Here is a 22305-nt window from a genome sequence, read left to right as displayed (position 1 = left end):
AGGGCGTAGTGATGCCACAATCAGCGATATAAAGATGCCGGTTGTGGGTTACTGACGGGGAATTCTGCGGGCTTGCCCGCTTTGATTCTTGGGACTGATGCAGATCTGGCGCCAGGTTCTTGGCATTTGATCGGAAGAACATCGGCCCGCTTATGGAGGTGGCAAGAGTGAGAGAGCCCTTCAGTTTCGGTACGCCGGAACGTCGGCGCTTTGCCATGCAGTTCGGATATGACATGCGGCCGTCCTTCTGGCAGGAGGTCCGCTCGAATTCGCATCTGGTGATCGCCGCGATCGGCACCGCCGCACTGCTTGGTGTCGCCGCGGTGGCACTTTGGCTGGCATTGCCGGCCAATGACAGGCAAGCGGCGGCGAGCCCCGAGCAGACCATTCCAACCATTCCGGTGAAAACGACGAAAATCGCTCCGGCGGGAGCAACTGTGGCTGCAGCGGCCGTGCCGCAGGCGGCGCGCAAGTCGGACAAGATTTTGCCGACCGTGGCGGCCGCGCAAGCCACCATACCGGCGCTGCCAGCCGATGATCCGCGTTGGACCGGTTCGCAGTCGAAAGCCGCATCCGCTGCGGGTACGCCTGCTCCCGGCCAGATGGCGAACCAGGCTAAACAGGCACCGGACAAAGCCGCGGTGGCATTCGCGCAACCGGCGGCAGATAGCGATGCTGCCAGCGAACTTGCCAAGGTTGCCGCCCCCACTCCGCCGGCGGGTAGCCATCCCGATGACGCGAAAACCGCCGCCATCCCGGCGGTGCAGCCGCAAGTGCCGTCAGAGCAGCCCGCAGCGGCTGAAGACGACGACAGCCAGGTCAAGGCGAATCCACGCAAAGTCGAGGCCGCCGGAACCGGACTGATCCTGCGGGCCGTGACCATGCGCAGCGGCCCGAAGAAAAATGCGGCCGCTATCCTCACGGTGCCAGCCAAAAGCTCGGTGCAAGTGATGAGCTGCAAGAAGTGGTGCCAGATCACCTACAACGGCAAGACCGGCTGGATCTACAAGACCTACATCAAGACCGGCGCCTGACGCCTCGAGCAATTTCAGGAAAAGTGTGAAGCGGTTTCCCCGGGAAAAGCGCGCAGCGCTTTCCCTGAGGGAATTGCGTCAAGACACGAGATGGACCCGTCGCAGAAATGCTGCCTCCGTGCGGCATTTTGATTTGCCCATGATCCTTTCCGAAAATCGGTACCGATTTTCGGGGCATTGGCGCCTTCAGATGCAGCGTCCGCCGTCCACTTCCAGCGCGACACCGGTGATGAAGGCGGCTTCATCCGACGCCAGCCAGAGTGCGGCGTTGGCGATATCGAGTGGTGTTGAAAGCCGGCCGAGCGGGATCGACGCACGGAACTTCTCGCGGATTTCAGGCGTGTCGGCGCCCATGAACTTCTCCAGCATGCCGGTCTCGCCGGCAACCGGGCAGAGGCAGTTGACACGGATGTTCTTCGGCGCCAGTTCCACCGCCATCGACTTGGTGGCGGTGATCGCCCAGCCCTTCGAGGCATTGTACCAAGTGAGACCGGGCCGCGGCCGCAGACCCGCGGTGGAAGCCGTGGTCAGGATGACGCCGCCGCCTTGCCGATCCATGATCGGCACCACGGCGCGTGCGGCGTGATAGATCGCCTTCATGTTGACGGCGGTGATCAGGTCGAAGGTTTCCTCGTCGACGTTGAGCATGTCGCCGTTGCGATGGGTGTAGCCGGCATTGTTGACCATGATGTCGATGCGGCCGAAGGCGCTCTTGGCGGCATAGACCATCTCGTCGAATTCGGACCGCTGCGAAACATCGGTCTGGGTCCAGATCGCCGCCTCGCCGATTTCGCTGGCGACACGCTCCGCGCCCTTGGCGTTGAGGTCGGCGACGACGACCCTGGCACCTTCCTGCGCAAAGCGCCTAGCCATACCCTCGCCAAAGCCCGCCGCCGCACCGGTGATGACGGCAACCTTGTTTTCCAGACGCATGCTTTTCCCGCTCATGATTGGTGACGATCGACCGGAGTGCCCGCGGCACACGCAAAGCCACGGCTTCTGACCGGGCCACGACTTCTAGCCGGGCCACGACTTCTAACCGGCTTAGTCGAAAGATGTGCGGTCATCGCCGATTTCTCCTTTGGCTTTCGCTTCGATCCCGCTCTATGCTGCAACTGCGAAGGCTTCCGGGGCCGCGCCTGTCGACAAGCCTCCGAGGCATCGGGCTGTCAAGAGGCAGGCGCAACACTCAGATGTGACACCATGGCACTGGAAAATTTAAATCGATTAGATAATATCAGCCGCGTCACAGCGACCGGCGTCAGAGCGGACCTACCATGACCAGCCAGATCATCCCCGTCGATCCTTTCGACTTCATCATTTTCGGCGGCACCGGCGATCTGTCGGAACGCAAGCTTCTGCCGTCGCTCTACTATCGCCAGCGCGACCATCAGTTCTCCGAGCCGACGCGCATCATCGGCACGTCGCGCTCGAAGATGACCGACGAGGAATTCCAGGCCTTCGCCAAACAGGCGATCTCGGACCACGTCAAAGCTGACGATATCGACGCTAAGGAACTGAAGACCTTCCTTGCTCGCCTCTCCTACGTCTCGGCCGATGCGACGACCGGCGCCGGCTTCGACAAGCTGAAGAAGGCGATCGGCGATAGCGACCTCATCCGCGCTTTCTACCTGGCGGTGGCGCCGGCGCTGTTCGGCGATATCTCGCACAAGCTGAAAGAGCACAAGCTGATCACGCCGAACTCGCGCATCGTGCTGGAGAAGCCGATCGGCCGCGACCTTGCCTCGGCGCAAGCACTCAACGACCTGGTCGGCGACGATTTCCACGAAAGCCAGATCTTCCGCATCGACCACTATCTCGGCAAGGAGACGGTGCAGAATCTGATGGCGCTGCGCTTTGCCAACGCGCTCTACGAGCCACTGTGGAATTCCGCCCATATCGACCACGTGCAGATCACCGTGGCCGAGACCGTGGGTCTGGAAGACCGCGTCACCTATTACGACAAGGCCGGCGCGCTGCGCGACATGGTGCAGAACCATATACTGCAGCTGTTGTGTCTTGTTGCCATGGAAGCGCCCTCGTCGATGGACGCCGACGCGGTGCGCGACGAGAAGCTGAAGGTGCTCAGGGCACTTAAGCGCATCAACGGCAACGAGGCGCCGAAGCACACCGTGCGTGGCCAGTACCGCGCCGGCGCCTCGGCCAGCGGCGCTGTGAAGGGCTATGTCGAGGAGCTTGCCCACGACAGCAACACCGAGACCTTCGTCGCCATCAAGGCCGAGATCGGTACCTGGCGCTGGGCGGGCGTTCCGTTTTACCTGCGGACCGGCAAGCGGCTGGCGACGCGGGTTTCGGAAATCGTCATCGAATTCAAGCCGATCCCGCATTCGATCTTCGGCGACAGTGCCGGGCCGATCTTCGCCAACCAGCTGGTCATCCGACTGCAACCGGACGAAGGCGTCAAGCAGTTCATCATGATCAAGGATCCGGGTCCGGGCGGCATGCGGCTGCGCCAGATCTCGCTCGACATGAGCTTCGCGCAATCCTTCGACGGCCGCGCTCCGGACGCCTACGAACGGCTGATCATGGATGTCATCCGTGGCAACCAGACCCTGTTTATGCGTCGCGACGAAGTCGAGGCGGCGTGGAAATGGATCGACCCGATCCAGAACGCCTGGGAGAGCGCCAGACAGGAAGCGCAGGGCTACACAGCAGGCACCTGGGGACCGTCGGCTTCCATTGCGCTGATCGAACGTGACGGGCGGACATGGCACGAGAGCAATTGAACAGCGTTGCCTATAGCTGGAACGGCTTCGCCGGGCGCCAGGAGTTGGCGGCCGCCCTTGCCGGCCATGTCGCCGGGCGCCTGACCAAGGCAATCGCCGAGCGCGGCACAGGGTTGCTCGCCGTCTCCGGCGGCACCACCCCGGCCAAATTCTTCGCCGCCCTTTCGGTGATACCCATCGCCTGGGACAAGGTGATTGTGACGCTGGTCGACGAGCGTTTCGTGCCGGCCTCCTCGCCGCGCTCCAATGCCGGGCTGGTGGCCGCCAATCTGTTGCAGAACGCGGCCAAGGCGGCACGGTTCGTACCGCTCTATCACGAAGCCGTCGGCATCGAGGATGCGGCGGCGTCCGACAACGCAGCGCTGCAGTCATTGCCCTGGCCGCTCGATGTCGTCGTGCTCGGCATGGGACCGGACGGCCACACCGCCTCGTTCTTTCCCGATGCCGATGATCTGGCAAAGCTGCTCGACCCGTCGTCCGACAGGATCGTGCTGCCGGTTCAGGCTGCGAGTGCCGTCGAGCCGCGGCTGACCTTGTCGCTGGCGCGCATTGTCGATGCCGGCTTCATCGCGCTCCACATCGAAGGCGAGGACAAGCGCACCGCCTTCGACGGTGCGGTTGCACCTGGACCGCGAAAGCCGATCCGCGCCGTGCTCGACGCCGCACCCAAGCCCGTAGAGGTTTTCTGGGCGCCCTGATTTGAACGTGCTGAGGGTCCCGGCAGACAGCCGGAGGGTGTTCCGGGACCTCGCCTGAAAGGACCGACATCATGACCGCCAGACGCGACATCGAAGCCATCACCGAGCGCATCCGCCAGCGTTCCAGACCGGGCCGCGAGCGCTACCTCGGCCGCATCGCCGAAGCGTCGAACCGCACCGCCAACCGAGCCGTGCTGTCCTGCGGCAACCTCGCCCACGGCTTTGCGGTGTGCAGCCCCTCGGAAAAGCTGGCGCTGGGTGCGGACACGGTGCCGAACCTCGGCATCATCACCTCCTACAACGACATGCTGTCGGCGCATCAGCCGTTCGAAACCTTTCCGGCACTGATCAAGGACGCGGCGCGCGAGGCCGGCGGCATCGCCCAGGTGGCCGGCGGCGTGCCGGCAATGTGTGATGGCGTCACCCAAGGCCAGCCCGGCATGGAACTGTCGCTGTTTTCGCGCGATGTGATCGCCATGGCCGCGGCGATCGGCCTGTCGCACAACATGTTCGACGCTGCCGTCTATCTGGGCGTCTGCGACAAGATCGTGCCGGGTCTGGTGATCGCCGCACTCACCTTCGGCCACCTGCCCGCAGTGTTCATTCCGGCAGGGCCGATGACCACCGGCCTGCCGAACGACGAAAAGGCCAAGGTCCGCCAGCTCTATGCCGAAGGCAAGGCGGGACGGGCCGAACTGCTGGAGGCCGAGTCCAAGTCCTATCACGGGCCGGGAACCTGCACCTTCTACGGCACGGCCAATTCCAACCAGATGCTGATGGAGATCATGGGCCTGCACACGCCGGGCGCCTCGTTCGTCAATCCCGGCACGCCGCTGCGCGAGGCCTTGACGCGCGAGGCGACGAAGCAGGCGCTGGCGATCACCGCGCTCGGCAATGCCTATACGCCGGTCGGGCGGATGATCGACGAGCGCTCGATCGTCAACGGCGTCGTCGGCCTGCATGCCACCGGCGGCTCGACCAATCACACCATCCACCTGATCGCGATGGCGGCAGCGGCCGGCATTGCCATCACCTGGCAGGACATTTCCGACCTGTCGGAAGCCGTGCCGCTGCTGGCGCGGGTCTATCCCAATGGTCTCGCCGACGTGAACCACTTCCACGCGGCAGGTGGGCTCGGCTTCCTGATCCGCGAACTGCTCGACGAAGGCATCCTGCACGAGGATGTGCAGACAGTGTGGGGCGAAGGCCTGCGGCCCTATGCGGTCGAGGCCAAGCTCGGCGCCGACGGCGGCGTGGTGCGCGAAGCCTCGCCGCGCGAAAGCGGTGACGAAAAGGTGCTGGCGCCGTTCAACAAGGCATTCCAGGCAACCGGCGGTCTCAAGGTGCTGTCGGGCAATCTCGGCCATGCCGTCATCAAGACCTCGGCGGTGAAGCCGGAGCGGCGCATCATCGAGGCGCCGGCCAAGGTCTTCGACAGCCAGCAAGGACTGAACGAGGCGTTCAAGGCGGGAACGCTGACCGGTGACTTCATCGCCGTCATCCGCTTCCAGGGGCCGAAGGCCAACGGCATGCCGGAACTGCACAAGCTGACCACGGTGCTCGGCATCCTGCAGGACCGCGGCCAGCGCGTGGCGCTGGTCACCGACGGGCGCATGTCGGGCGCCTCCGGCAAGGTGCCGGCCGCCATCCATGTCACGCCGGAAGCAGTCGAGGATGGACCGATCGCCAGGATCCATGATGGCGACATCGTCCGGCTCGACGCCGACGCCGGAACGCTGGAAGTGCTCGTGCCGGCCGGCGAGTTTGCACTGCGCCGGACGGCGGATGCCGACCTCATCGGCAATGAATTCGGTTTCGGCCGCGAGCTGTTCGCCGGCTTCCGGCAACTGGTCGGCCGTGCCGACCATGGCGCCAGCGCCTTCGGCACGGCGTGACGAAATCATCGTCCTGTCGATAAAAAAGGGCGGCTGACAGCCGCCCTTTTTTGCTGCCGGTCATACGGCAGTCATGGCGTAACGGTGATCTCGGTACGCTCGCCAGCCTTGACCGTCACCGGCATTTCTTTGTCATGGCCTCCATCGGACATGTGCCGGACGACCACGTAATCGCCGGCCGGAATGGTCTGCTGCCAGGCGTCGCCATAGTTCAGGCCAAGCGCCTTGCGATTGCCCTGGATGTCCTTTTTCGGAGACAGGACCTCGATCGAGTAGGCGCCAGGGGCCGACATGGCCAGAACGCCGGCACCGAGCGGCACCTTGATGTCCTGATTGTCGCCGACCTTGACGCTGAACGGCTGTTCGACGGTTGCAAGATCAAGCGTGGTGAGCGCGACATAGTCGTCCGGCGGCAGCCAGAACTTGCTGTCCGGCCCATAGGAATGCTCGACATCGTCGCGTGAACCGTCGATCTTCTTCTTCGCCTTGACGATCTGGAAGCCGAGGCCGGAACTGTCGGCCTTGTCGCCGCCGGTGACATAATAAGCGTTGAACACGACGTGCCCGACGCCGACGATGACGTCCTTTTCGATCGTCTGCCCGGCGGCCAGTTGGATGGTCTCGACCACCGAACCGCTGCCGATCTGAACCGTGACCTTCTGTTCACCCGCCGGTACGATGATCTTGGTGTCGCCATAGTGGGTGGTGTTGCCGCCGGGATAGGTGAAGTCGACATGGGCCTCGTCACTGATGTCGGCGCCCTGGCTCGGCCGCGGATGAATGAGCATGGTGCCCGCGTTCAAGGTGAACAGCGGCTTGTAGACCTGGCCGGCCTCGATCTTGAATTTCTGCTCCACCTTGGCCTCGTCGTCGCGTGCAACGACGACATAGTCGCCGGGCTCGAGATTGCCCTTGTAGGCGCCATATTCGGTGGTCACGGAATCCTCGCGCGAGCCGTCGGAATTCGCCTTGTAGATCTCCCAGGCGTTGCCGTCGGTGATCGGCTCGCCACCTTCGGCCATCACCACCGTCGGCTGGAAGTTGAATTCCGGTTTCGCGGGCTCCGGCGCAGGCGTCGGGGCGGGAGCCGGTTCAGGAGCAGGAGCGGGTGCTGGTGCTGGTGCCGCCACCGTCTCGACTAGCGCCTCCTGCAACGCCTTCTCATCGGAGGCCTGGATGTACTTGCCGCCCGTGTTGTCGGCGAGGCAGGCGATCTGCTTGCCTTCGTCGGCGGTGAGGCCGAAGCCGACGACGTCAGCGGTGAAATCGACGCCGGACGCCTCGAGTTCCTTGCCAAGCGCGCAGGGATCGCCGCCGCATGTTTCCAGCCCGTCGGTGATGAGGACGACGGTCGCCTTGTCCTCGGTGTATTTCAACGCTTCGGCCGCCTGCTTGACGGCGGCCGTCAGCGGCGTCTTGCCGAGGAATTTCAGGCTGTCGGCAGCGGCCGAGATGGCGCTTGCCGAGCCTGCCTGTGGTGGCACGATCAACTGGATGTCGTCGCAACTGCCTTTTTCGCGATGGCCATAGGCCATGAAGCCGATCTCGTCATCGGCGGGAACCGATTGAAGCACGGTTCTCAGCGATTCACGGGCGATTTCGAGCTTGGGCTTGCCGTCGATCTGCGCCCACATGGAGCCAGAGGCATCGAGAATGATGATGACCTTGTTTGCGGCAAAGCCGAACGTCGTCATCGACAAAAGGAGGATCGCCGCAGCGACGCTCCGTGCAAATCCCGCCATCGAAATCTCCTCAAATCCGCCCCGATCCGGGCGGGAAACTATTTGACGCAGCGTCAGGACACAAGGCCGGGCGCGGCTGGGAGGGGACGGAATGTCAAACTTTTGAGCGGAAGCGAAAATCTCCGCTCAGTAGGTCGTGCGGCGCTCTTCCGAGGGCGGCCTACCGAATTGCAGCCGGTAGCTCTGGGCAAAATAGGAATGCGAGGTGAAGCCCGTGGCGATCGCCACGTCGAGGATCGGCATGTTGGTCTGGCGCAGCAATTCGCGCGCCCGCTCCAGCCGCAGCCGCATGTAATAGCGGCCCGGCGTGACGCTGAGATGGCGTAGGAACAGGCGCTCGACCTGGCGCACCGACAGGCCGGCGGATTTGGCCAGCTGCACCGCCGACAGCGGCTCATCGAGGTGGTCGGCCATCAGTTCGACAATGCGCCTGAGCTTCTCCGACTTGCCCGTGAGATCGCGTTCCGGCCCGACACGCTGGCGGTCGCCGGCCGAGCGGATGCGCTCGTGCTGGAACTGGTTGGCGACGCCATTGGCGAGGTTGGAGCCGAAATCGCCGCGCACGATCTCCAGCATCAGGTCGATCGAGGTGGTGCCGCCGGCGCATGTGTAGCGCTTGCGGTCGATCTCGAAGACGTTGCCCGTGCAGTTGATGTCGGGGAAGCGTTCGACGAAGCCGGCGCGGTTTTCCCAATGGATGGTGCAGCGATAGCCTTCGAGCTGGCCGGCCTCGGCAAGCAGGTAGGAGCCGACCGACAGCGCACCGAGCGCGTTGCCGCGCCGGCCCCAGCTGCGCAGCGCCGCCAGCACCTTGCTCTTGCCGGGAAATTCCGTCGTCAGTCCGACCGAGACGAAGAGGATGTCGACCGGCGGCAGGTCGGCAACGGCATAGTCGATCTTCAGCGGCAGGCCGTTGGAGGCCATCACCGGATCGCCATCCGCGGAGACGGTCGTCCAGCCATAGAAGTCGCGGCCAAGCAACCGGTTCGCCGACCGGAACGTATCGATCGCCGCGGCCAGCGAGAACATCGAGAACTTGTCGACCAGCAGGAAAGCGAACTGCCGGCCGCCTTGAACGGGATCCGTCATGACCGGCCGTTCTACAGGAACAGTTGGGTTCGGCAAAGCTGCGGCTTTCTGGTGGGTCAGAAGGACGGCCGTTTCAATCCGGCCGCGAGGTAGGCAGAGGCTAACGTATTGGCCATCAGCATGGCAATGGTCATCGGGCCGACACCACCGGGCACCGGCGTAATGGCGCCGGCGGCCTTCGCCGCTTCGGCATAGGCGACATCGCCGACGAGGCGCGACTTGCCCTCGCCCTTTTCCGGCGCCGGAATGCGGTTGATACCGACATCGATGACCGTGGCGCCGGGCTTCACCCAATCACCCTTGATCATCTCCGGCCGACCGACCGCCGCGACGAGAATGTCGGCGGTGCGGGCAAGCGCCGGCAAATCCCTGGTGCGGCTGTGGGCGATGGTGACGGTGCAGTTGGCGGCAAGCAGGAGGTTGGCCATCGGCTTGCCGACGATGTTGGAGCGGCCGACGACGACCGCGTTGAGGCCGGACAGGTCCTTGCCGCGCACGCGCTCGATCAGGAGCATTGAGCCGGCCGGCGTGCAAGGCACGAAGGCGGTCTCGAGTTCGCCGGTGCCGAGCTTGCCGACATTGATGAAATGAAAGCCATCGACATCCTTTTCCGGCGCGATGGTCTGGATGATCTTGCCGGCGTCGATATGGGCGGGCAGCGGAAGCTGCACCAGGATGCCGTTGATGGCCGGATCGGCGTTGAGATCACCGATGATCTTCAGTAATGCCGGCTCGGAGGTTTCGGCCGGCAGCGTGTGCTGGACGGAATGAAAGCCGCATTCCTTGGCGGTGCGCGACTTGGAAGCGACATAGACCTGGCTGGCCGGATCCTCACCGACGATGACCACGGCAAGACCGGGTTTGGCCTTGCCTTTCGCGACAAGTTCGGCCGTCAGGGTCTTAACCGTCCGCACCACGTCTTCGGCGACGCTCTTCCCATCAATCACTTCGGCCATGGACCACCCTCAACACCGTTCCGCCCAAACGGCCGCATCGAAAACATGAATGCGGCACCCTGGATCCTTGTCTGACGCATGCCGCGAAACCGCGCGCCCCGATCAAACTCGGAAGCGTGCCTTCGGCACCATGCAGCGCGGCATTTTCACGAAAATTCCAACACGCAATCCCGTCAAAGCGCCGTCCCATGCCGTTTACGCGAAACCGGCATGTTTTTGTTCGGCAGCGCGACTTATTTTGTGGCTCAGAAGTAGCGGCGGCGCGCGCGGGTCTCGGTAAGTTCGCGGACGGCTTCGCGGAATTCGCGCAGGCTGGCGCGGATTTCGTCGATCGGGGCGTGCCGTTCGACATCCTCCGCCGCCCGGGGCGCCTCCACCGATGGCTCGTCGGGCTGAGCCGCCTGCTGCGGCGCGGTGGGCTGTTGCGGATAAGGCGCGGAAGCGGGGTGGGGCGGATAAGACATCTGCCCGGCATCGGGCATGGGCTGCGGGTAGGGATAGCCCGGCTGCTGCGGCACCTGCCAGTGCTGCGCCTGCGGAAGGCCTAACGGCTGCCCATAGGGATAGGCCTGCGGACCCGAATACGATCGCTGCGGCATCATGTGGGGAGGCAATGGCGGCTGCGCTGTCTGTTGCGGATAGGGAACATGGCCGCCGGGCCGGAAAGGCGGTGGTGGATAGGCTGCCGCGGCCGACGGCAGGGGCGCAAAGGCCGCTGCCGACTGGGAATAGGCGGGGTGCGTCAGATCTTCCGTTGGCTTCCCTTCGGCAAAGGATGAGACCCACTCACCGGCATCGATGGTGTCCTGCGGGGACTGCTTGCGGGACATGGCCTTGCGCAGCTTCGACAGCAACGCACTGATCCGACCGGGACCTTCGGTCGGCGTGACGTCAGCCTGTTGAACAGGCGCGGGTGGTGCAGGCGGTGGCGGGGGCGGTGCAGGTGGCGGTGGTGGCGGTGCCGCCGGCTGCGGTGCAGGTGGTTTTGGCGGCGGCGGTGCTGGCTGATATGCCTTGTCGTCGTAAGGCGTCCGGCGTTCGTCCATGCTGCGGTCGCGGCGCGAGCGCGATGTCGCGGTGTCACGCAAGCTCTCATAGGCGCCACGCATGGCGCCGAGGCCAACGCCGGAGGCAAAGCCCAGCAGCAGGCCGGCAAGCGCCACCACGACCCGCGACGGCCCGTTCGGCTCGAGCGGCGCGAAGGCCTTCGAGATCACATTGATGTTGGCGGTGTTGATGTCTTTCTGCTCGCCCGTCTCCTTGGCGCGCAGCAGATACTGTTCATAGACGGAACGCTTGGCGGCGGCCTCGCGCTCCAGTTCGCGCATCGACACCAGGTCGCTGTTGACGTCGCCGCTGCGAACCTTCAGCTGCGCCAGACGAGAGGCGAGATCCTGTTCGAGATGGACCGCGCGCTTGAGGTCGACCTGCAGCGACGAGCCGATGCGACGCAGTTCCGCGGCGATGCGGTCGCGTGCGCCGGCAAGCTGGGCATTGAGCGCCTGGAGTTCGGGGTGCCGCGGACCGAACCGGATGGCGGCGCGGTCGGCCTCCTGCTTGAGTGACGCATATTGCGAACGCAGATCGCTCATCGTGTTGGAGTTGATCTCCTCCGGCAAGGTGCCGGTGAGAACCGAGTTGACGTCGACCGAACGCGCCGAAGCGGCCCGGGCGTTGAGTTCCAGCGTGCGGGCGCGCGCAACCGACAGCTGCTCGTTGAGCTTCAGCATCTCGTCGTCGCTGATGAGGTGGCCCTGCGCGTCGACGAGGTCGTGCGTGGCCCTGAAATCCTCGACCTTGCGTTCGGCCGCCTCGACGCCCTTGCGCAATTCATCAAGCCTGGCCGTCAGTTCGTCGGTGGCGCGGCCGGCGGTATCGGACTGGATCTGACCGAAGGTCTGCAGGAAGACATCCGTCATCGTGTTGGCGATGAGAGCCGATTTCTCGCCATTCTGCGTGGTGGCGCTGACGGTGATGACGAAGGTCTTGCCGCCGCGCTCGACTGAAAGGCTTTCGCCCAGATTGCCGACAGTAAGCGCCCGGCGGCGGGTCTCGTCGACACCACCCGGCCCGTCGTGGCGCGACAGGATGGAGCGGATGAGCGACATGACGCTGAGGCCGCCACTGCCCTGCCCATTGAATTCCGGATCGTTGACGAGATTGAGCTTGTCGACGACTTTGTTCAAAACGGTGCCGGACGTCAGCACCCGAACCTGGTTTTCGACGATGGCCAGCGTGGCATCGGAGGCGACGACCGACTGGGTGAGGTCGCGGTCGGTGAGCTTCAGGTCGCGCGGATCGACGATCAGTTCTGTGGTGGCTTCGTATTTCTTCGGCGTCGACAGCGCGATGGCGATGCCGAGCCCGGCACCCAATATCGTCGTCGCCACGATCAGCAGCTTCGACTTGCCAACGCCACGGACGACCTGCATCGGATCGATCAGCGGCTTCCATTGCTGGCTGTCCGCGCCGTCGTTGCGGGACGCCCGCGCGTCGCCTGAATGGTAAGGTTCGGATATGCGATCGGGGCGATAGGTGGTGCCTGCGGTTTCAGCAGACCGTGACGTGGTTTGCGCGTAGTCCGATGATGCCGACCTGGTTGCTGAATAATCGTCAGCGGATCGACCGCCTTCAGGCGGCACCTGCGCAGACGAAGCTGGCTCATAGCCAGCCTGATATCCATCTGTTGCAACGGCGTCCGACAGCTTCGGATTCGACAGCGCCTCGCGCTGCGAAGGGTTCGTCCGCGCTTCGCGCTGTGACCGGGCGAGACGATGACGTGTGGCGGCATCCTCGCGCCATGACGGGTCCGCCCGGTCCCCGATCGAGACCAGGGACGCGTCGGGTTCGCCGTCGCCGCGCACAGCCTTGCCGAGCGCCAGCAGCGAACGCTCGCGCTTCCAGTCTTCACGGTTTTCCCTGTCGACCATCGTCTGGAGCTTTACCCTTGGCGGCCTGCAAACGGCGCTTCGCCATTCGTTAAGCCACGCTAAACAGGCATGGAAAACAAAAGGTTAATTTTCGCCCGCCGAAGCCCCCGTTTCTCCCTCCGCCAGCACCTATTTTTCAACACGCCCCTGGGCTCCAGAACGGCACGTTAAGTTTTCCGACCTAAGCTCTCCCTGGAGATATGACGCAAGCCAGTGACATACCGCAAAGGCGGCCCACCCTCGCCCGGATCGGCACTTTTTTGGCCGAACGACGGGGGCTGCTGCGCGATTATTTCTCGGCGATCAGCGGCGCCGGCGGGCGACTGGTGTTTTCACTCGCCTATTTCATCGCGCTGGCCAACACGCTGTCCATTTCCGAGTTCGGCATGTTCGCCACCGCATCGGCGGCCGGCGTCATGCTGTCGCGCATTCTCGCCTTCGGTTTCATCTCGGCACTCTATCGCACCGCCACCATCCGCCCCAATCTGATCGGGACCTTCACCGCCGGCTTCCTGCTGCTCGGCCTGCTGTCGCTGCCGCTGTTGGCCGCTGCCTCGTTCGGCGTCTACCTGATCTTCTTCGCCGACACCGTGCCGCTGTCGGTGTTTGCGGCAATCGTCTTTGCCGAAGCGCTGTTGTGGCGGCCAGTGGAGGTGGCGCTGATCGTCAACAACGGCCTGGGCAAGTTCGGCCGCGCCGCGCTGCTGGCCATCATGGCGACGGCGCTGCGGGCGCTCGGCGCGGTGCTGTTCATGTTCTGGGCGCAACACAGCGTCTGGATATGGTCGTGGTTCTATATCGGCGCCAATGCCGCCTCGTTGCTGATTGCCTTCGGCTTCTTCTACCCGCGCCAGCGTTTGCGGCTGCGCATCGAGCTTTATCTTCGGCGACTGGCCGACTCCATCTACGTGGCCGGGGCCGAAGTGCTGTTTTATCTGCAGATGGAGTTCGACAAGCTGCTGGTCCTGGCGATCGGCGGACCGCATCTGGCCGGTATCTACGCCATCATCATGCGGCTGGTCGACCTGACGGCCATTCCGATCCGCACCTTCTCGATGATGCTGGTGCAGCGCATGATGCGCGCGCCGGAGCTGCTGTCACGGCTGGCGGTCAAGAGCGGCATTGAAGGCGGCGTTTTCGCGGTCTCGACGCTGGCGCTGTTGACGCTTGGCATCGTGCTGCATTTCTTCCCAAATGCGCTCGGCAAGAACGTCGCCGAGGCCGCCCCTCTGGTGGCGCTGGCGATCTGCGTCCCGGGACTGCGCAATTTGGTCGAATACCAGGCGGAGCTGCTGTTCGCCCGCGGCCAGACGCTGGTGCGGGCGCTCAATCTCGGCCTGCTTGCCGGACTGAAGGCGGTGCTGCTGACCTATGTGCTGACGACCATCCTCGACACGCCGAACCTGGTGCTGTCGCTCAACGTCGTCTTCCTGCTTCTGTATCTTGCCTCAACGCTGCTCACCTATTCGGCGATGCGCAAGCCGCCAAAGCCCGTCTAGGGCGGTTCACCGTTCACAGAAACGCAGAACCACGCTATCTCCCCAGCTTTGACGCAATTGCGGACGGAAACCCAGCCCGTTTTCAGGATCCGGCCTTTAGTTGAGCCCGATCAGACGGCGGATGCGGCCGATATCGGTGCCTATGAAAGACTGCATGCCGATTGCCACCTGCTCTGGCGCCATGGCGGCGACGAAGCGGCGGAACTCGTCGTCCGACAGTGCTTGCCCGGTCCAGTGGACGCGGCAGAACTCCTCCGAAGCGTGGAAGTGGCCGGCACCCTCCAGCAGATCGTCGACATAGCGGCCGTAGATCATGCATTCGGAGAATTTGCGCGCCGAGCCGACAACCTCGACCCAGCCACGCGCATGGACCTTCTCGATCTCGCCGCACATGGCCAGCACGGTGTCACGCCGCCACGCGATCAGCGTCGAGATATAGTCATGGACCGATGTCCGGGACGGGTCGATACCGAGTGCCGTACCGGCGTTGCGCGACCAGATGCGATGCTCCTCATGCCCCTCGTCCGCCAGCACCCCGTCGCGGCGGAACAGCCGTACCTTGCCCTCGCGCCAGAAGGCGCCGCAGTCGAAAGGTTTGAGGAAGGCGACGTCGGAGTCGCAGAAGATCAGCACGTCTTCCCCGGCATGCGCGGCGATCGCGATACGGCGCAATTGCTGCACGTGCCAGCCGCGCAACGGCTGCGTCTTAAGGCTGAGCCAGACTCGCCGGCGAAACAGGCTGAGCGGATCATCGAAGGCATGCAGCCAACGCGGCAGCAACTCCCGCTCATCGACGATGCTGCGACGGTCGTTCTCCAACTGACGGAAAAGCTTGATATCGCGATGTTCGACAAGGATATAGTGGTGCGCCGCGCCCGAAACGTGATGGTCAAGCGTTTCGCATAACAGCCGGCAACGCTCGAAATCCGGTGCATAGCTTGCCGTCACTATTGCCGCCGTCGGTAGCTGCTGAAGCGTGCTTGGCTCGATAGCGGCGCCTGGGACGAACCGGCTGTTCAATGGATGTCTCCCGCAGCTTCCGGTGTGCGCGAGAGTTTCTGCCTGACAACGCGCAGCAGGAACAAGGGATTGCCGACCACGTAGCGGCGCCACAAGCGACCGGGTTCGACGGCCAACCGAAACAGCCATTCGAGCCGCAGCCGGCGCATCCACAAGGGCGCCCGCGGCACCGCGCCGCTCAGGAAATCGAGCAATGCGCCGACGGCGATCGGCAGCGTGCAGTGACGCGCGTCGATATGGCGTGCGATCCACAATTCCTGGCGCGGCACGCCCATGGCCACGAGCAGCACGTCCGGCCGCAATTCTTCGATCCGATCGACTATTCCCGCCTCCTCGGCCGGCGAGAAATAGCCGTCATGGATGACCACGAAGCTGTGCTGCACGGCAAGTGCTGCAAGCTTGGCCGACGCAGCTTCGGCATTGACGCGCGTCGCGCCGAGCAGCCCGACCGTCAGGGGCGTCGTCGAGGCCTGCAGGAAGGCGGGGACGAAGTCGGTGCCGTTGAGGTTGTCTGGAAACGGCGCTCCATAAAGAAGTTTCGCCGCCAGATCGACACCGATGCCGTCGGGCAGGATGAGGAAATCATCGAGCGCGTCGGCAAAGACCGGGTCGGTGGAGGCGAGGTTGGCGTTGTGGGCGTTGAGAAAACTGACCTTGGTGAAGCGCCGCTCGGCAATCAGGCGGTTCAGCAGTCCGACCGCATCGTTCCAACGGATGGCGAGCACCGGGATACCGAGGATCGTCTTAGAGGTGTCGAGCCCCGACGGGGTGCGGGCGGCATGCATGTTCATGCAAACGCCTCCTGCCTGACCGGCCCGAGCTTTTCGAGGCCGAGCCGGATGGCGGCATCGAGCGCCCTGACCTGCGACCGACGGAAAGCGCTGCCGTCGACATCGTGGATGACAGTTGCCGCGGCCTCCAGGGCCCGGGCAAAATCGGCCGGATCGTCGGTGACGACGCAATTGGCCGGGCGATGATCGATGCCGCGCAGCGAGCGGCTGGTGGCGACGGAGGGCAGGCCGAGTTCGAAGGTCTCGATGGTCTTCAACTGGACGCCGCTGCCGGCGGTGCTGATCAGCGGGATGACGGCAGCGCTGCGCACGAAAGCCTGCGCATCCGGCACACGGCCGACGAATTCGACACCGGGATGCTTCGACGTGACGCCCGAAGGCATGCTGCCGGCGATGCGAATGCGGAAACCGGGCCGCAGATGCGGCACCACCTTGCCCAGGAACCAGTCCAGGCCGATACGGTTCGGCTGCCAGGTCCAGGTGCCGATCAGCGCTGCCTCGCAATCGATCCGGCGCAAAGCTACCTCGGTCGGCGGCTGCGCGCCCGTCACTAAAGGCAGCACCGCCGAGCGGTCGTCGGAGGCGACACCGAGTGCCGCGCGGTCTTCCTCGGCCAGCGTGAAGATGAAGCGCGCGCGGCGGCAGAGACGCTCTTCCATGGTCTCGAGCAACTTCGCCTCGCGGCGAAACAGCAGGCGCTGGAAGAGGCTGCCGGCGGCAGCGGCATTCTCCCGCGCCGAAAGATGCTCGACATTGTGGGCGACGAAGATCGAGGGCCGGTCGGCGAACAGCTTTTCGAAGGCGCCGGCGAACTGCACGGAATTCAGCACATAGCCGTCGAACGGACCGGCGCGTGCGACCGCGGCGAGAACGTCGCTGTCGGGCACTGCGCGCAACTTGACCGAGGCGAAGGTGAGGCCTGAGAGCAGCGCCTTGCCGACCCAGGCCAGCTTTTGTCGTGCAGAGGCATTGTCCGTGCGCACGTCGATCGCACCCAGCACCACGGTGTTTTCGGGGTCGTCTGCGGGCTTTCCTGGCCAGGTGAAGCCGATGACGGTGACGCGCACGCCAGCGCGCCGCAAAGCAGCGATGATCGCAGCGTTGGCGATCTCATAGCCCGAGGCAAGAGCGCCGTCGGGCACGATCGATGTGGCGAACAGCAGATGCATCTCACCTATCCTGTGGTGTAGCCGGTAGCAAAGTGCGGTGAACCCTTGATTAAGCGAGCACAATCGACGAGCGAATGCCGCTGGCAGGCAGGCTTCTCCGTACAAGGTGATTAACGAAACCTTATCACCGTGGTGCTACCAGAACCCAACTCACCATGTGGCTGGACACAGATGATCCCTTTGCCATCGGACAGTTCGGTATCGATCGCGGGGCGCTCGCCCCGGCTTGACGTCGAGGCTGTCGAAGTCGTCGTCACCTTGCCGACCTTCAAGCGGCCCGAGCAGGTGCTGGAAACGCTGGCGTCGCTGCGTGCGCAGCAAACCGGCCGGTGCTTTGCCGTCATCGTCATGGAAAATGAAGCCGAAGCGCGTGCCGGCGCCAAGGCGGCGGTGCCGCTGTTCGAGCGCGGCGAGATTTCAGGTCTGGTCATCATCGCCCATCAGCGCGGCAATTGCAGCGCCTACAATGCCGGCTGGCAGACAGCGATCCTGCAATTCCCCAGCTTCAGGCATCTGCTGGTCATCGACGATGACGAGATCGCTGATCCGCAATGGCTGGAACGGATGTGCACGGCGGCCGAAACGCTCGGCGCCGATATCGTCGGCGGTCCGCAGGTGCCCGACTTTGCCGACCCCGCCCATGCGAAATGGGCCGAGCATCCGGTGTTTGCGCCGCCCTACCGGGAAACCGGACGCGTGCCGGCGCTCTATTCGTCCGGCAACCTTTTGGTCGGACGCAATGTACTGATCGCCATGGGTCCGCCCTTTCTCGATCTGAAATTCAACTTCATGGGCGGCGGTGATTCTGATTTTCTCAGCCGGTCCGCACAGAGAGGCTTCGTGCTGGGCTGGTGCGCCGAGGGACAAGTGCATGAAACCGTTCCGGCCCGGCGCCTCGAGGCCGACTGGATCCGTGCCCGCAGCCTGCGCAACGGCGTGATCTCGACACTGGTCGAAAAGAAGAAACGCGCCGGCGCGCCGCTGGCCGGCGCCATGGTGTTGCTGAAGAGCCTGGCGCTGCTTGCCGCCTCGCCGTTCCGCGGCATGCTCCGGCTGGCGCGGACAGGATCGCCGGCGATCGCCATCTACCCCGTCCATGTGGCGCTGGGCCGCGTGCTGGCCGAATTCGGATATGCCAATGAGCAATACCGCCAGCCTGAGAAAAACTGAGCGCGCCCCGCTCAGCGAAGCGTTCACGCGCGAAGGCGTGGCGACCGCGATCGCAGCACTGCTGTTCACCGTCATCATGGTGTCCTTCCGCCCGTTCCAGCCGGCCGGCGCCGAACTGACCGGGGAAGGCGGCGACATCGTCAACCAGCTTGGCTTCGGCTCGCTCGGCGCCATGTCGATCTTCTCGCTGATGGCTTTCGCCGATCCGCGCGTGGTGCGCTCGCTGCTCAGCCCGTCCTGGGTGCTGATGCTCGGTTTCTTTTTCCTGTCGGTGGTGCTGGCAACCGACCCGCCCACGGCGATGCGTGCCGCCTCGTTCACGCTGATCGGCATTTTGACGATGGCGACGATACTGGTCTTGCCGCGCGACGCCGAGGCTTTCTCAAAGGTCATCATCTTCACCGCCGTCGTGGTCATGGGCCTGTCCTATTTCGGCCTCATCGTCTTTCCGCACGAAGCCATGCACACCGCCGACTCACAGGAGCCCGAACATGCCGGCCTGTGGCGCGGCGTGTTCACCCACAAGAACATCGCCGGCCCGATCATGGCCTGTTTCAGCTTCGCCGGCCTGTACCTCTACCGGCGCGGGCAGCGGCTTTGGGGGGCGGCGATCTTTTGCGCGGCGATGATCTTCATGCTGCACACCGGCTCCAAGACGACGGCCGGGCTGGTGCCGTTCTCGATCCTGATCGTCGTGCTGCCGAGCCTGATGGGGATGCGGCTTGGCACGCCGGTCCTGTTTGCGCTGGCGATGATCGGCACGGCGGTCGGCACGCTGGGCATCGTCTTCCTGCCGCCGGTGAAACATCTGGCGGCGATCTATTTCCCCGACATGACCTATACCGGGCGCACGACGCTGTGGGAGTTCGCCGGCAGTATGCTGGCGAAGAGACCATGGACCGGCTACGGCTATGAAAGCTTCTGGGGCACGCCGCTGCTGCTCAACCAGGACCAGCCCTTCGACCGGCCGTGGGACATCAGAACCATCGTGCACGGCCATGACGGCTATCTCGACATCGCCGTGCTGATGGGCATTCCGGCACTTTGCGTCGCGGTCTACACCTTCCTCATCGCGCCGCTGCGCGACTACATGCGTATCCCGCTTCGCAAGGAAAACATCTATCTCGGCGACTTCTTCATGATGGTGGTGCTGTTCACGGCGCTCAACGCCTTCCTCGAAAGCTTCTTCTTCCATCGAGGCGACCCGGTCTGGCTGTTCTTCGTGCTCGGCGTGCTTGGGCTGAGACAGGTGTCGCTGCGGCCCATGGCAGTGCGGGATTCCGATCGCGGTTAGCGGTCTTCTCGTCCGTCCTGACGGGGCTTCCCCACCGAACCGCGAGCGTCTATGTGAAGGCCTTCCTTCGGAGGGTTCCATGACGATCAAGCTCGTTCTCGCCGGCTGCGGCAATATGGGTTACGCCATGCTCTCGGGCTGGCTGAAATCCGGCAAGCTTCAACCATCGGCGGTCTTCGTGGTCGAGCCCAATGCCGACCTACGCAATCGAGCGGCAGTGCTGGGCTGCGGTACATCAGCCGATGCCGGCGGCATTCCAGCCGATGCCGTTCCCGATCTCGTCGTCATCGCGGTGAAGCCGCAAGTGATCCGAGACGTGACGGCCGCCTACAAGCGCTTCGGCGACGGCCGCACCACCTTCGTCAGCATCGCTGCCGGGACACCGGCCGCCACTTTCGAAGAAATCCTGGGCAGCCGTGCACCGGTTGTGCGCTGCATGCCCAACACGCCCGCTGCCATCGGCAAGGGCATGATGGTGGTGTTCTCCAACCGACTGGTCTCCGACGACACCAATCGTTTCGTTGCCGACCTTTTGTCGGCGAGTGGCGAAGTGGCCACCATTGACGACGAGGGTCTGATGGATGCGGTGACCGCCGTGTCCGGATCGGGGCCGGCCTATATTTTCCATTTCATCGAGGCACTGACCGTGGCCGCCGAGAAGGCTGGCCTGCCGACGGCGACCGCCAAGCTGCTCGCCATGCAGACAGTCTACGGCGCTGCCTCGCTCGCCGCCGAAAGCGGCGAGGAGCCGGGCGTGCTGCGCCAGCAGGTCACCAGCCCCAACGGCACGACGGCGGCTGCCCTTGGCGTGCTGATGGGCGAGGACAGGCTAACCAACCTGCTTACAGAGGCAGTCGAGGCGGCGCGGCTGCGATCGATCGAGCTGGGAAAGTAAGAACTCAGTTCGTTCCGTACAGCATGTCGTCCTGCAGCTGGCGCAAGGCGAACAGCCGCGTGGTCTGGTCGGGCGCGGCATTGTCGGTGGTCAGCAACTCGCCTTTCCGGACCGGCTTCAGCACCTTGCCGCCCTCCAGCAGGCCGACGGGCACGGCGCGTTGGGCGCGAGCGTCACCTACGGTCACGGTCCAAGAGCGATAGCAGGTCTCGCCGATCGCATCGAAGGTTTCGCCGGCGGCGAGATCGCGCTTGGCGACGGCGCACACTTCTGCCACCGGCTTTGGCAGCGGCACCATGTCGGGCTTGCCGAAAAGCACGATGCGGGCGGCGGTCAGCGGCACTTCCAGCGAGGTCAGATGATACGGCCGGAACAGGCTGTAATAGGGGCCGTGGCCGATATGCAGATCGTCCATGCGCTCGATGATGCGCGGATGCGTCGCCTCGACGATGACGAAGACGCCGGGCGCGACGCCCTTGCCGACCGTGTAGTCGACGACGCCTTTCTTCAACAGGAGCCCGCCGTCCTCTCGCGGGATGAGCACCTTGGCGAGGTCATCGCGATCGGCCTTCGGGCCATGCATGCCGGGGACATCGGGCACCAGCCCGGTGGCGTTGGCGATGGCGCACATCTCGACCATGGTCTTCGAGCCGTCGACGAACTCGACCAGCATGCGCGGGTTCATGTTGCGGCGGATCGCTTCCTCGCGATAATCGTCCGGCACAGCATCGTGGTTGAGTGGGTTGTTCTTGCCCTTGCCGGCGGAGACGATGGTGTAGCCGAGCGCGGACGCAAACTCGATCAGCTCCATGCAGCTCGACGGCTCGTCGCCGGCGCCGACCGAATAGACGACGCCCAACCGGTCGGCCTGCTGCTTGAGATAGCAGCCGATGGTGACGTCGGCCTCGACGTTCATCATCACCAGATGCTTGCCGTGCTCCATCGCCATCAGGTCGAAATCAGCGGCGACGCCCGGCTTGCCGGTGGCGTCGATGACGACGTCGATCAGCGGATTGGTGACCAGCATCTCGTTGGATGTGATGGCGATCTTGCCGCTCTCGATGGCCCCGGTGACTTTCGATGCGGTGTCGGCTTCGACCGCCATCGCTTCATCGCCATAGGCAATACGGATGGCCTCGCGCGCGGTGTGCGGACGGCGTGTCGAGACCGCGCAGACCGAAATGCCTTTCATCAGCATGCCTTGCGTCACCAGATCGGTGCCCATCTCGCCCGAGCCGATAACGCCGATGCGCACCGGGCGGCCCTCGGCGGCACGCCTGGCGAGATCGCGGGCAAGCCCGGTCAAGGCGACATTGGTCATGCAGGTGCTTCCATGCTTCTCGATTTCGAGGCGGCAATAGCAGGGAATCGCCCCT

At 64.2% G+C, this 22305-nt stretch carries 17 protein-coding genes; 8 read left to right on the top strand and 9 right to left on the bottom strand.

All coding sequences use genetic code 11. The features are described 5' to 3' along the window. The first annotated feature begins 167 nt into the window (after positions 1-167). A complete protein-coding gene (locus tag AC1DYW_RS06205) occupies positions 168-1034 on the top strand; it encodes an SH3 domain-containing protein (RefSeq protein WP_477225434.1) in 867 nt (288 codons plus the stop codon). Positions 1035-1220: 186 nt separating this feature from the next. Here AC1DYW_RS06205 and AC1DYW_RS06200 read toward each other — a convergent pair whose 3' ends face one another. Continuing rightward, entirely contained in the window at positions 1221-1967 is a 747-nt protein-coding gene (locus AC1DYW_RS06200) for an SDR family oxidoreductase (RefSeq protein WP_477225433.1), read from the bottom strand. Between the two features lie 344 nt (positions 1968-2311). On the opposite strand from AC1DYW_RS06200, the gene zwf reads away from it, so the two are divergent. The 3 genes from zwf (at position 2312) to edd (ending at position 6374) form a co-directional block, all read left to right on the top strand. Continuing rightward, the gene (zwf, locus tag AC1DYW_RS06195; protein ID WP_477225432.1) at positions 2312-3781 is read left to right on the top strand and encodes a glucose-6-phosphate dehydrogenase; all 1470 of its coding nucleotides are present in this window, start codon (positions 2312-2314) and stop codon (positions 3779-3781) included. Next, positions 3763-4479, top strand: coding sequence for a 6-phosphogluconolactonase (gene pgl, locus AC1DYW_RS06190; RefSeq protein WP_477225431.1), 717 nt, complete (start codon positions 3763-3765; stop codon positions 4477-4479). Before zwf ends, pgl begins: the two co-directional genes overlap by 19 nt. A gap of 71 nt (positions 4480-4550) precedes the next feature. After that, positions 4551-6374, top strand: coding sequence for a phosphogluconate dehydratase (gene edd, locus AC1DYW_RS06185; protein ID WP_477225430.1), 1824 nt, complete (start codon positions 4551-4553; stop codon positions 6372-6374). A gap of 71 nt (positions 6375-6445) precedes the next feature. Here edd and AC1DYW_RS06180 read toward each other — a convergent pair whose 3' ends face one another. The 4 genes from AC1DYW_RS06180 to AC1DYW_RS06165 form a co-directional block, all read right to left on the bottom strand. Then, positions 6446-8116 carry a vWA domain-containing protein gene (locus tag AC1DYW_RS06180; protein ID WP_477225429.1) on the bottom strand — a complete coding sequence of 557 codons (1671 nt, stop codon included), beginning with the start codon at positions 8114-8116 and terminating at the stop codon, positions 6446-6448. A gap of 126 nt (positions 8117-8242) precedes the next feature. After that, on the bottom strand, positions 8243-9205 hold the full coding sequence (locus tag AC1DYW_RS06175) for a GlxA family transcriptional regulator (protein ID WP_013530232.1): 963 nt from the start codon (positions 9203-9205) through the stop codon (positions 8243-8245). 56 nt (positions 9206-9261) lie between these two features. After that, complete coding sequence (gene folD, locus AC1DYW_RS06170; protein ID WP_095088586.1) at positions 9262-10161, bottom strand: bifunctional methylenetetrahydrofolate dehydrogenase/methenyltetrahydrofolate cyclohydrolase FolD; 900 nt, start codon at positions 10159-10161, stop codon at positions 9262-9264. Between the two features lie 245 nt (positions 10162-10406). Further along, complete coding sequence (locus AC1DYW_RS06165) at positions 10407-13091, bottom strand: Wzz/FepE/Etk N-terminal domain-containing protein (RefSeq protein ID WP_477225428.1); 2685 nt, start codon at positions 13089-13091, stop codon at positions 10407-10409. Positions 13092-13291: 200 nt separating this feature from the next. On the opposite strand from AC1DYW_RS06165, the gene AC1DYW_RS06160 reads away from it, so the two are divergent. Further along, positions 13292-14590, top strand: a complete 1299-nt coding sequence (locus tag AC1DYW_RS06160; RefSeq protein WP_477225427.1) for a lipopolysaccharide biosynthesis protein — start codon at positions 13292-13294, stop codon at positions 14588-14590. A 96-nt stretch (positions 14591-14686) separates the two neighbouring features. Here AC1DYW_RS06160 and AC1DYW_RS06155 read toward each other — a convergent pair whose 3' ends face one another. From AC1DYW_RS06155 to AC1DYW_RS06145, 3 genes are read right to left on the bottom strand one after another with little or no spacing between them, the layout of a single operon-like run. Further along, the gene (locus AC1DYW_RS06155; RefSeq protein WP_477225426.1) at positions 14687-15610 is read right to left on the bottom strand and encodes a DUF6492 family protein; all 924 of its coding nucleotides are present in this window, start codon (positions 15608-15610) and stop codon (positions 14687-14689) included. Further along, positions 15607-16401 (bottom strand): WecB/TagA/CpsF family glycosyltransferase, encoded by a 795-nt coding sequence (locus AC1DYW_RS06150; protein WP_477225425.1) that lies wholly within the window; start codon positions 16399-16401, stop codon positions 15607-15609. Before AC1DYW_RS06150 ends, AC1DYW_RS06155 begins: the two co-directional genes overlap by 4 nt. After that, positions 16398-17570, bottom strand: a complete 1173-nt coding sequence (locus tag AC1DYW_RS06145) for a glycosyltransferase (RefSeq protein WP_477225424.1) — start codon at positions 17568-17570, stop codon at positions 16398-16400. The genes AC1DYW_RS06150 and AC1DYW_RS06145 overlap by 4 nt, the downstream gene beginning before the upstream one ends. Before the next feature lie 171 nt (positions 17571-17741). Here AC1DYW_RS06145 and AC1DYW_RS06140 point away from each other — a divergent pair, with 171 nt between their 5' ends. The 3 genes from AC1DYW_RS06140 to proC all read left to right on the top strand — a co-directional run bounded on the left by AC1DYW_RS06140 (position 17742) and on the right by proC (position 20929). Beyond that, positions 17742-18740, top strand: a complete 999-nt coding sequence (locus AC1DYW_RS06140) for a glycosyltransferase family 2 protein (RefSeq protein WP_477225423.1) — start codon at positions 17742-17744, stop codon at positions 18738-18740. After that, on the top strand, positions 18709-20034 hold the full coding sequence (locus AC1DYW_RS06135; RefSeq protein WP_477225422.1) for an O-antigen ligase family protein: 1326 nt from the start codon (positions 18709-18711) through the stop codon (positions 20032-20034). Before AC1DYW_RS06140 ends, AC1DYW_RS06135 begins: the two co-directional genes overlap by 32 nt. Positions 20035-20113: 79 nt before the next feature. Further along, positions 20114-20929 (top strand): pyrroline-5-carboxylate reductase, encoded by an 816-nt coding sequence (proC, locus tag AC1DYW_RS06130; RefSeq protein ID WP_477225421.1) that lies wholly within the window; start codon positions 20114-20116, stop codon positions 20927-20929. Between the two features lie 4 nt (positions 20930-20933). On the opposite strand, the gene AC1DYW_RS06125 is transcribed toward proC, so the two are convergent. Continuing rightward, positions 20934-22250, bottom strand: coding sequence for an NAD(P)H-dependent oxidoreductase (locus AC1DYW_RS06125; RefSeq protein ID WP_477225420.1), 1317 nt, complete (start codon positions 22248-22250; stop codon positions 20934-20936). Positions 22251-22305 lie beyond the last annotated feature (55 nt).

Source organism: Mesorhizobium sp. P2_D5, assembly GCF_056404355.1.
Note: the sequence above shows the minus strand (reverse complement) of the source record. Positions and strands in the feature narration are given on the sequence as shown.

Coding starts and splice junctions, on each gene's coding strand:
- AC1DYW_RS06140 (WP_477225423.1), top strand. CDS start 17,742: ATGATCCCTTTGCCATCGGACAGTTCGGTATCGATCGCGGGGCGCTCG.
- folD (WP_095088586.1), bottom strand. CDS start 10,161: ATGGCCGAAGTGATTGATGGGAAGAGCGTCGCCGAAGACGTGGTGCGG.
- AC1DYW_RS06175 (WP_013530232.1), bottom strand. CDS start 9,205: ATGACGGATCCCGTTCAAGGCGGCCGGCAGTTCGCTTTCCTGCTGGTC.
- AC1DYW_RS06150 (WP_477225425.1), bottom strand. CDS start 16,401: ATGAACATGCATGCCGCCCGCACCCCGTCGGGGCTCGACACCTCTAAG.
- proC (WP_477225421.1), top strand. CDS start 20,114: ATGACGATCAAGCTCGTTCTCGCCGGCTGCGGCAATATGGGTTACGCC.
- AC1DYW_RS06200 (WP_477225433.1), bottom strand. CDS start 1,967: ATGCGTCTGGAAAACAAGGTTGCCGTCATCACCGGTGCGGCGGCGGGC.
- pgl (WP_477225431.1), top strand. CDS start 3,763: ATGGCACGAGAGCAATTGAACAGCGTTGCCTATAGCTGGAACGGCTTC.
- AC1DYW_RS06180 (WP_477225429.1), bottom strand. CDS start 8,116: ATGGCGGGATTTGCACGGAGCGTCGCTGCGGCGATCCTCCTTTTGTCG.
- zwf (WP_477225432.1), top strand. CDS start 2,312: ATGACCAGCCAGATCATCCCCGTCGATCCTTTCGACTTCATCATTTTC.
- AC1DYW_RS06165 (WP_477225428.1), bottom strand. CDS start 13,091: ATGGTCGACAGGGAAAACCGTGAAGACTGGAAGCGCGAGCGTTCGCTG.
- AC1DYW_RS06125 (WP_477225420.1), bottom strand. CDS start 22,250: ATGACCAATGTCGCCTTGACCGGGCTTGCCCGCGATCTCGCCAGGCGT.
- edd (WP_477225430.1), top strand. CDS start 4,551: ATGACCGCCAGACGCGACATCGAAGCCATCACCGAGCGCATCCGCCAG.
- AC1DYW_RS06145 (WP_477225424.1), bottom strand. CDS start 17,570: ATGCATCTGCTGTTCGCCACATCGATCGTGCCCGACGGCGCTCTTGCC.
- AC1DYW_RS06135 (WP_477225422.1), top strand. CDS start 18,709: ATGAGCAATACCGCCAGCCTGAGAAAAACTGAGCGCGCCCCGCTCAGC.
- AC1DYW_RS06160 (WP_477225427.1), top strand. CDS start 13,292: ATGACGCAAGCCAGTGACATACCGCAAAGGCGGCCCACCCTCGCCCGG.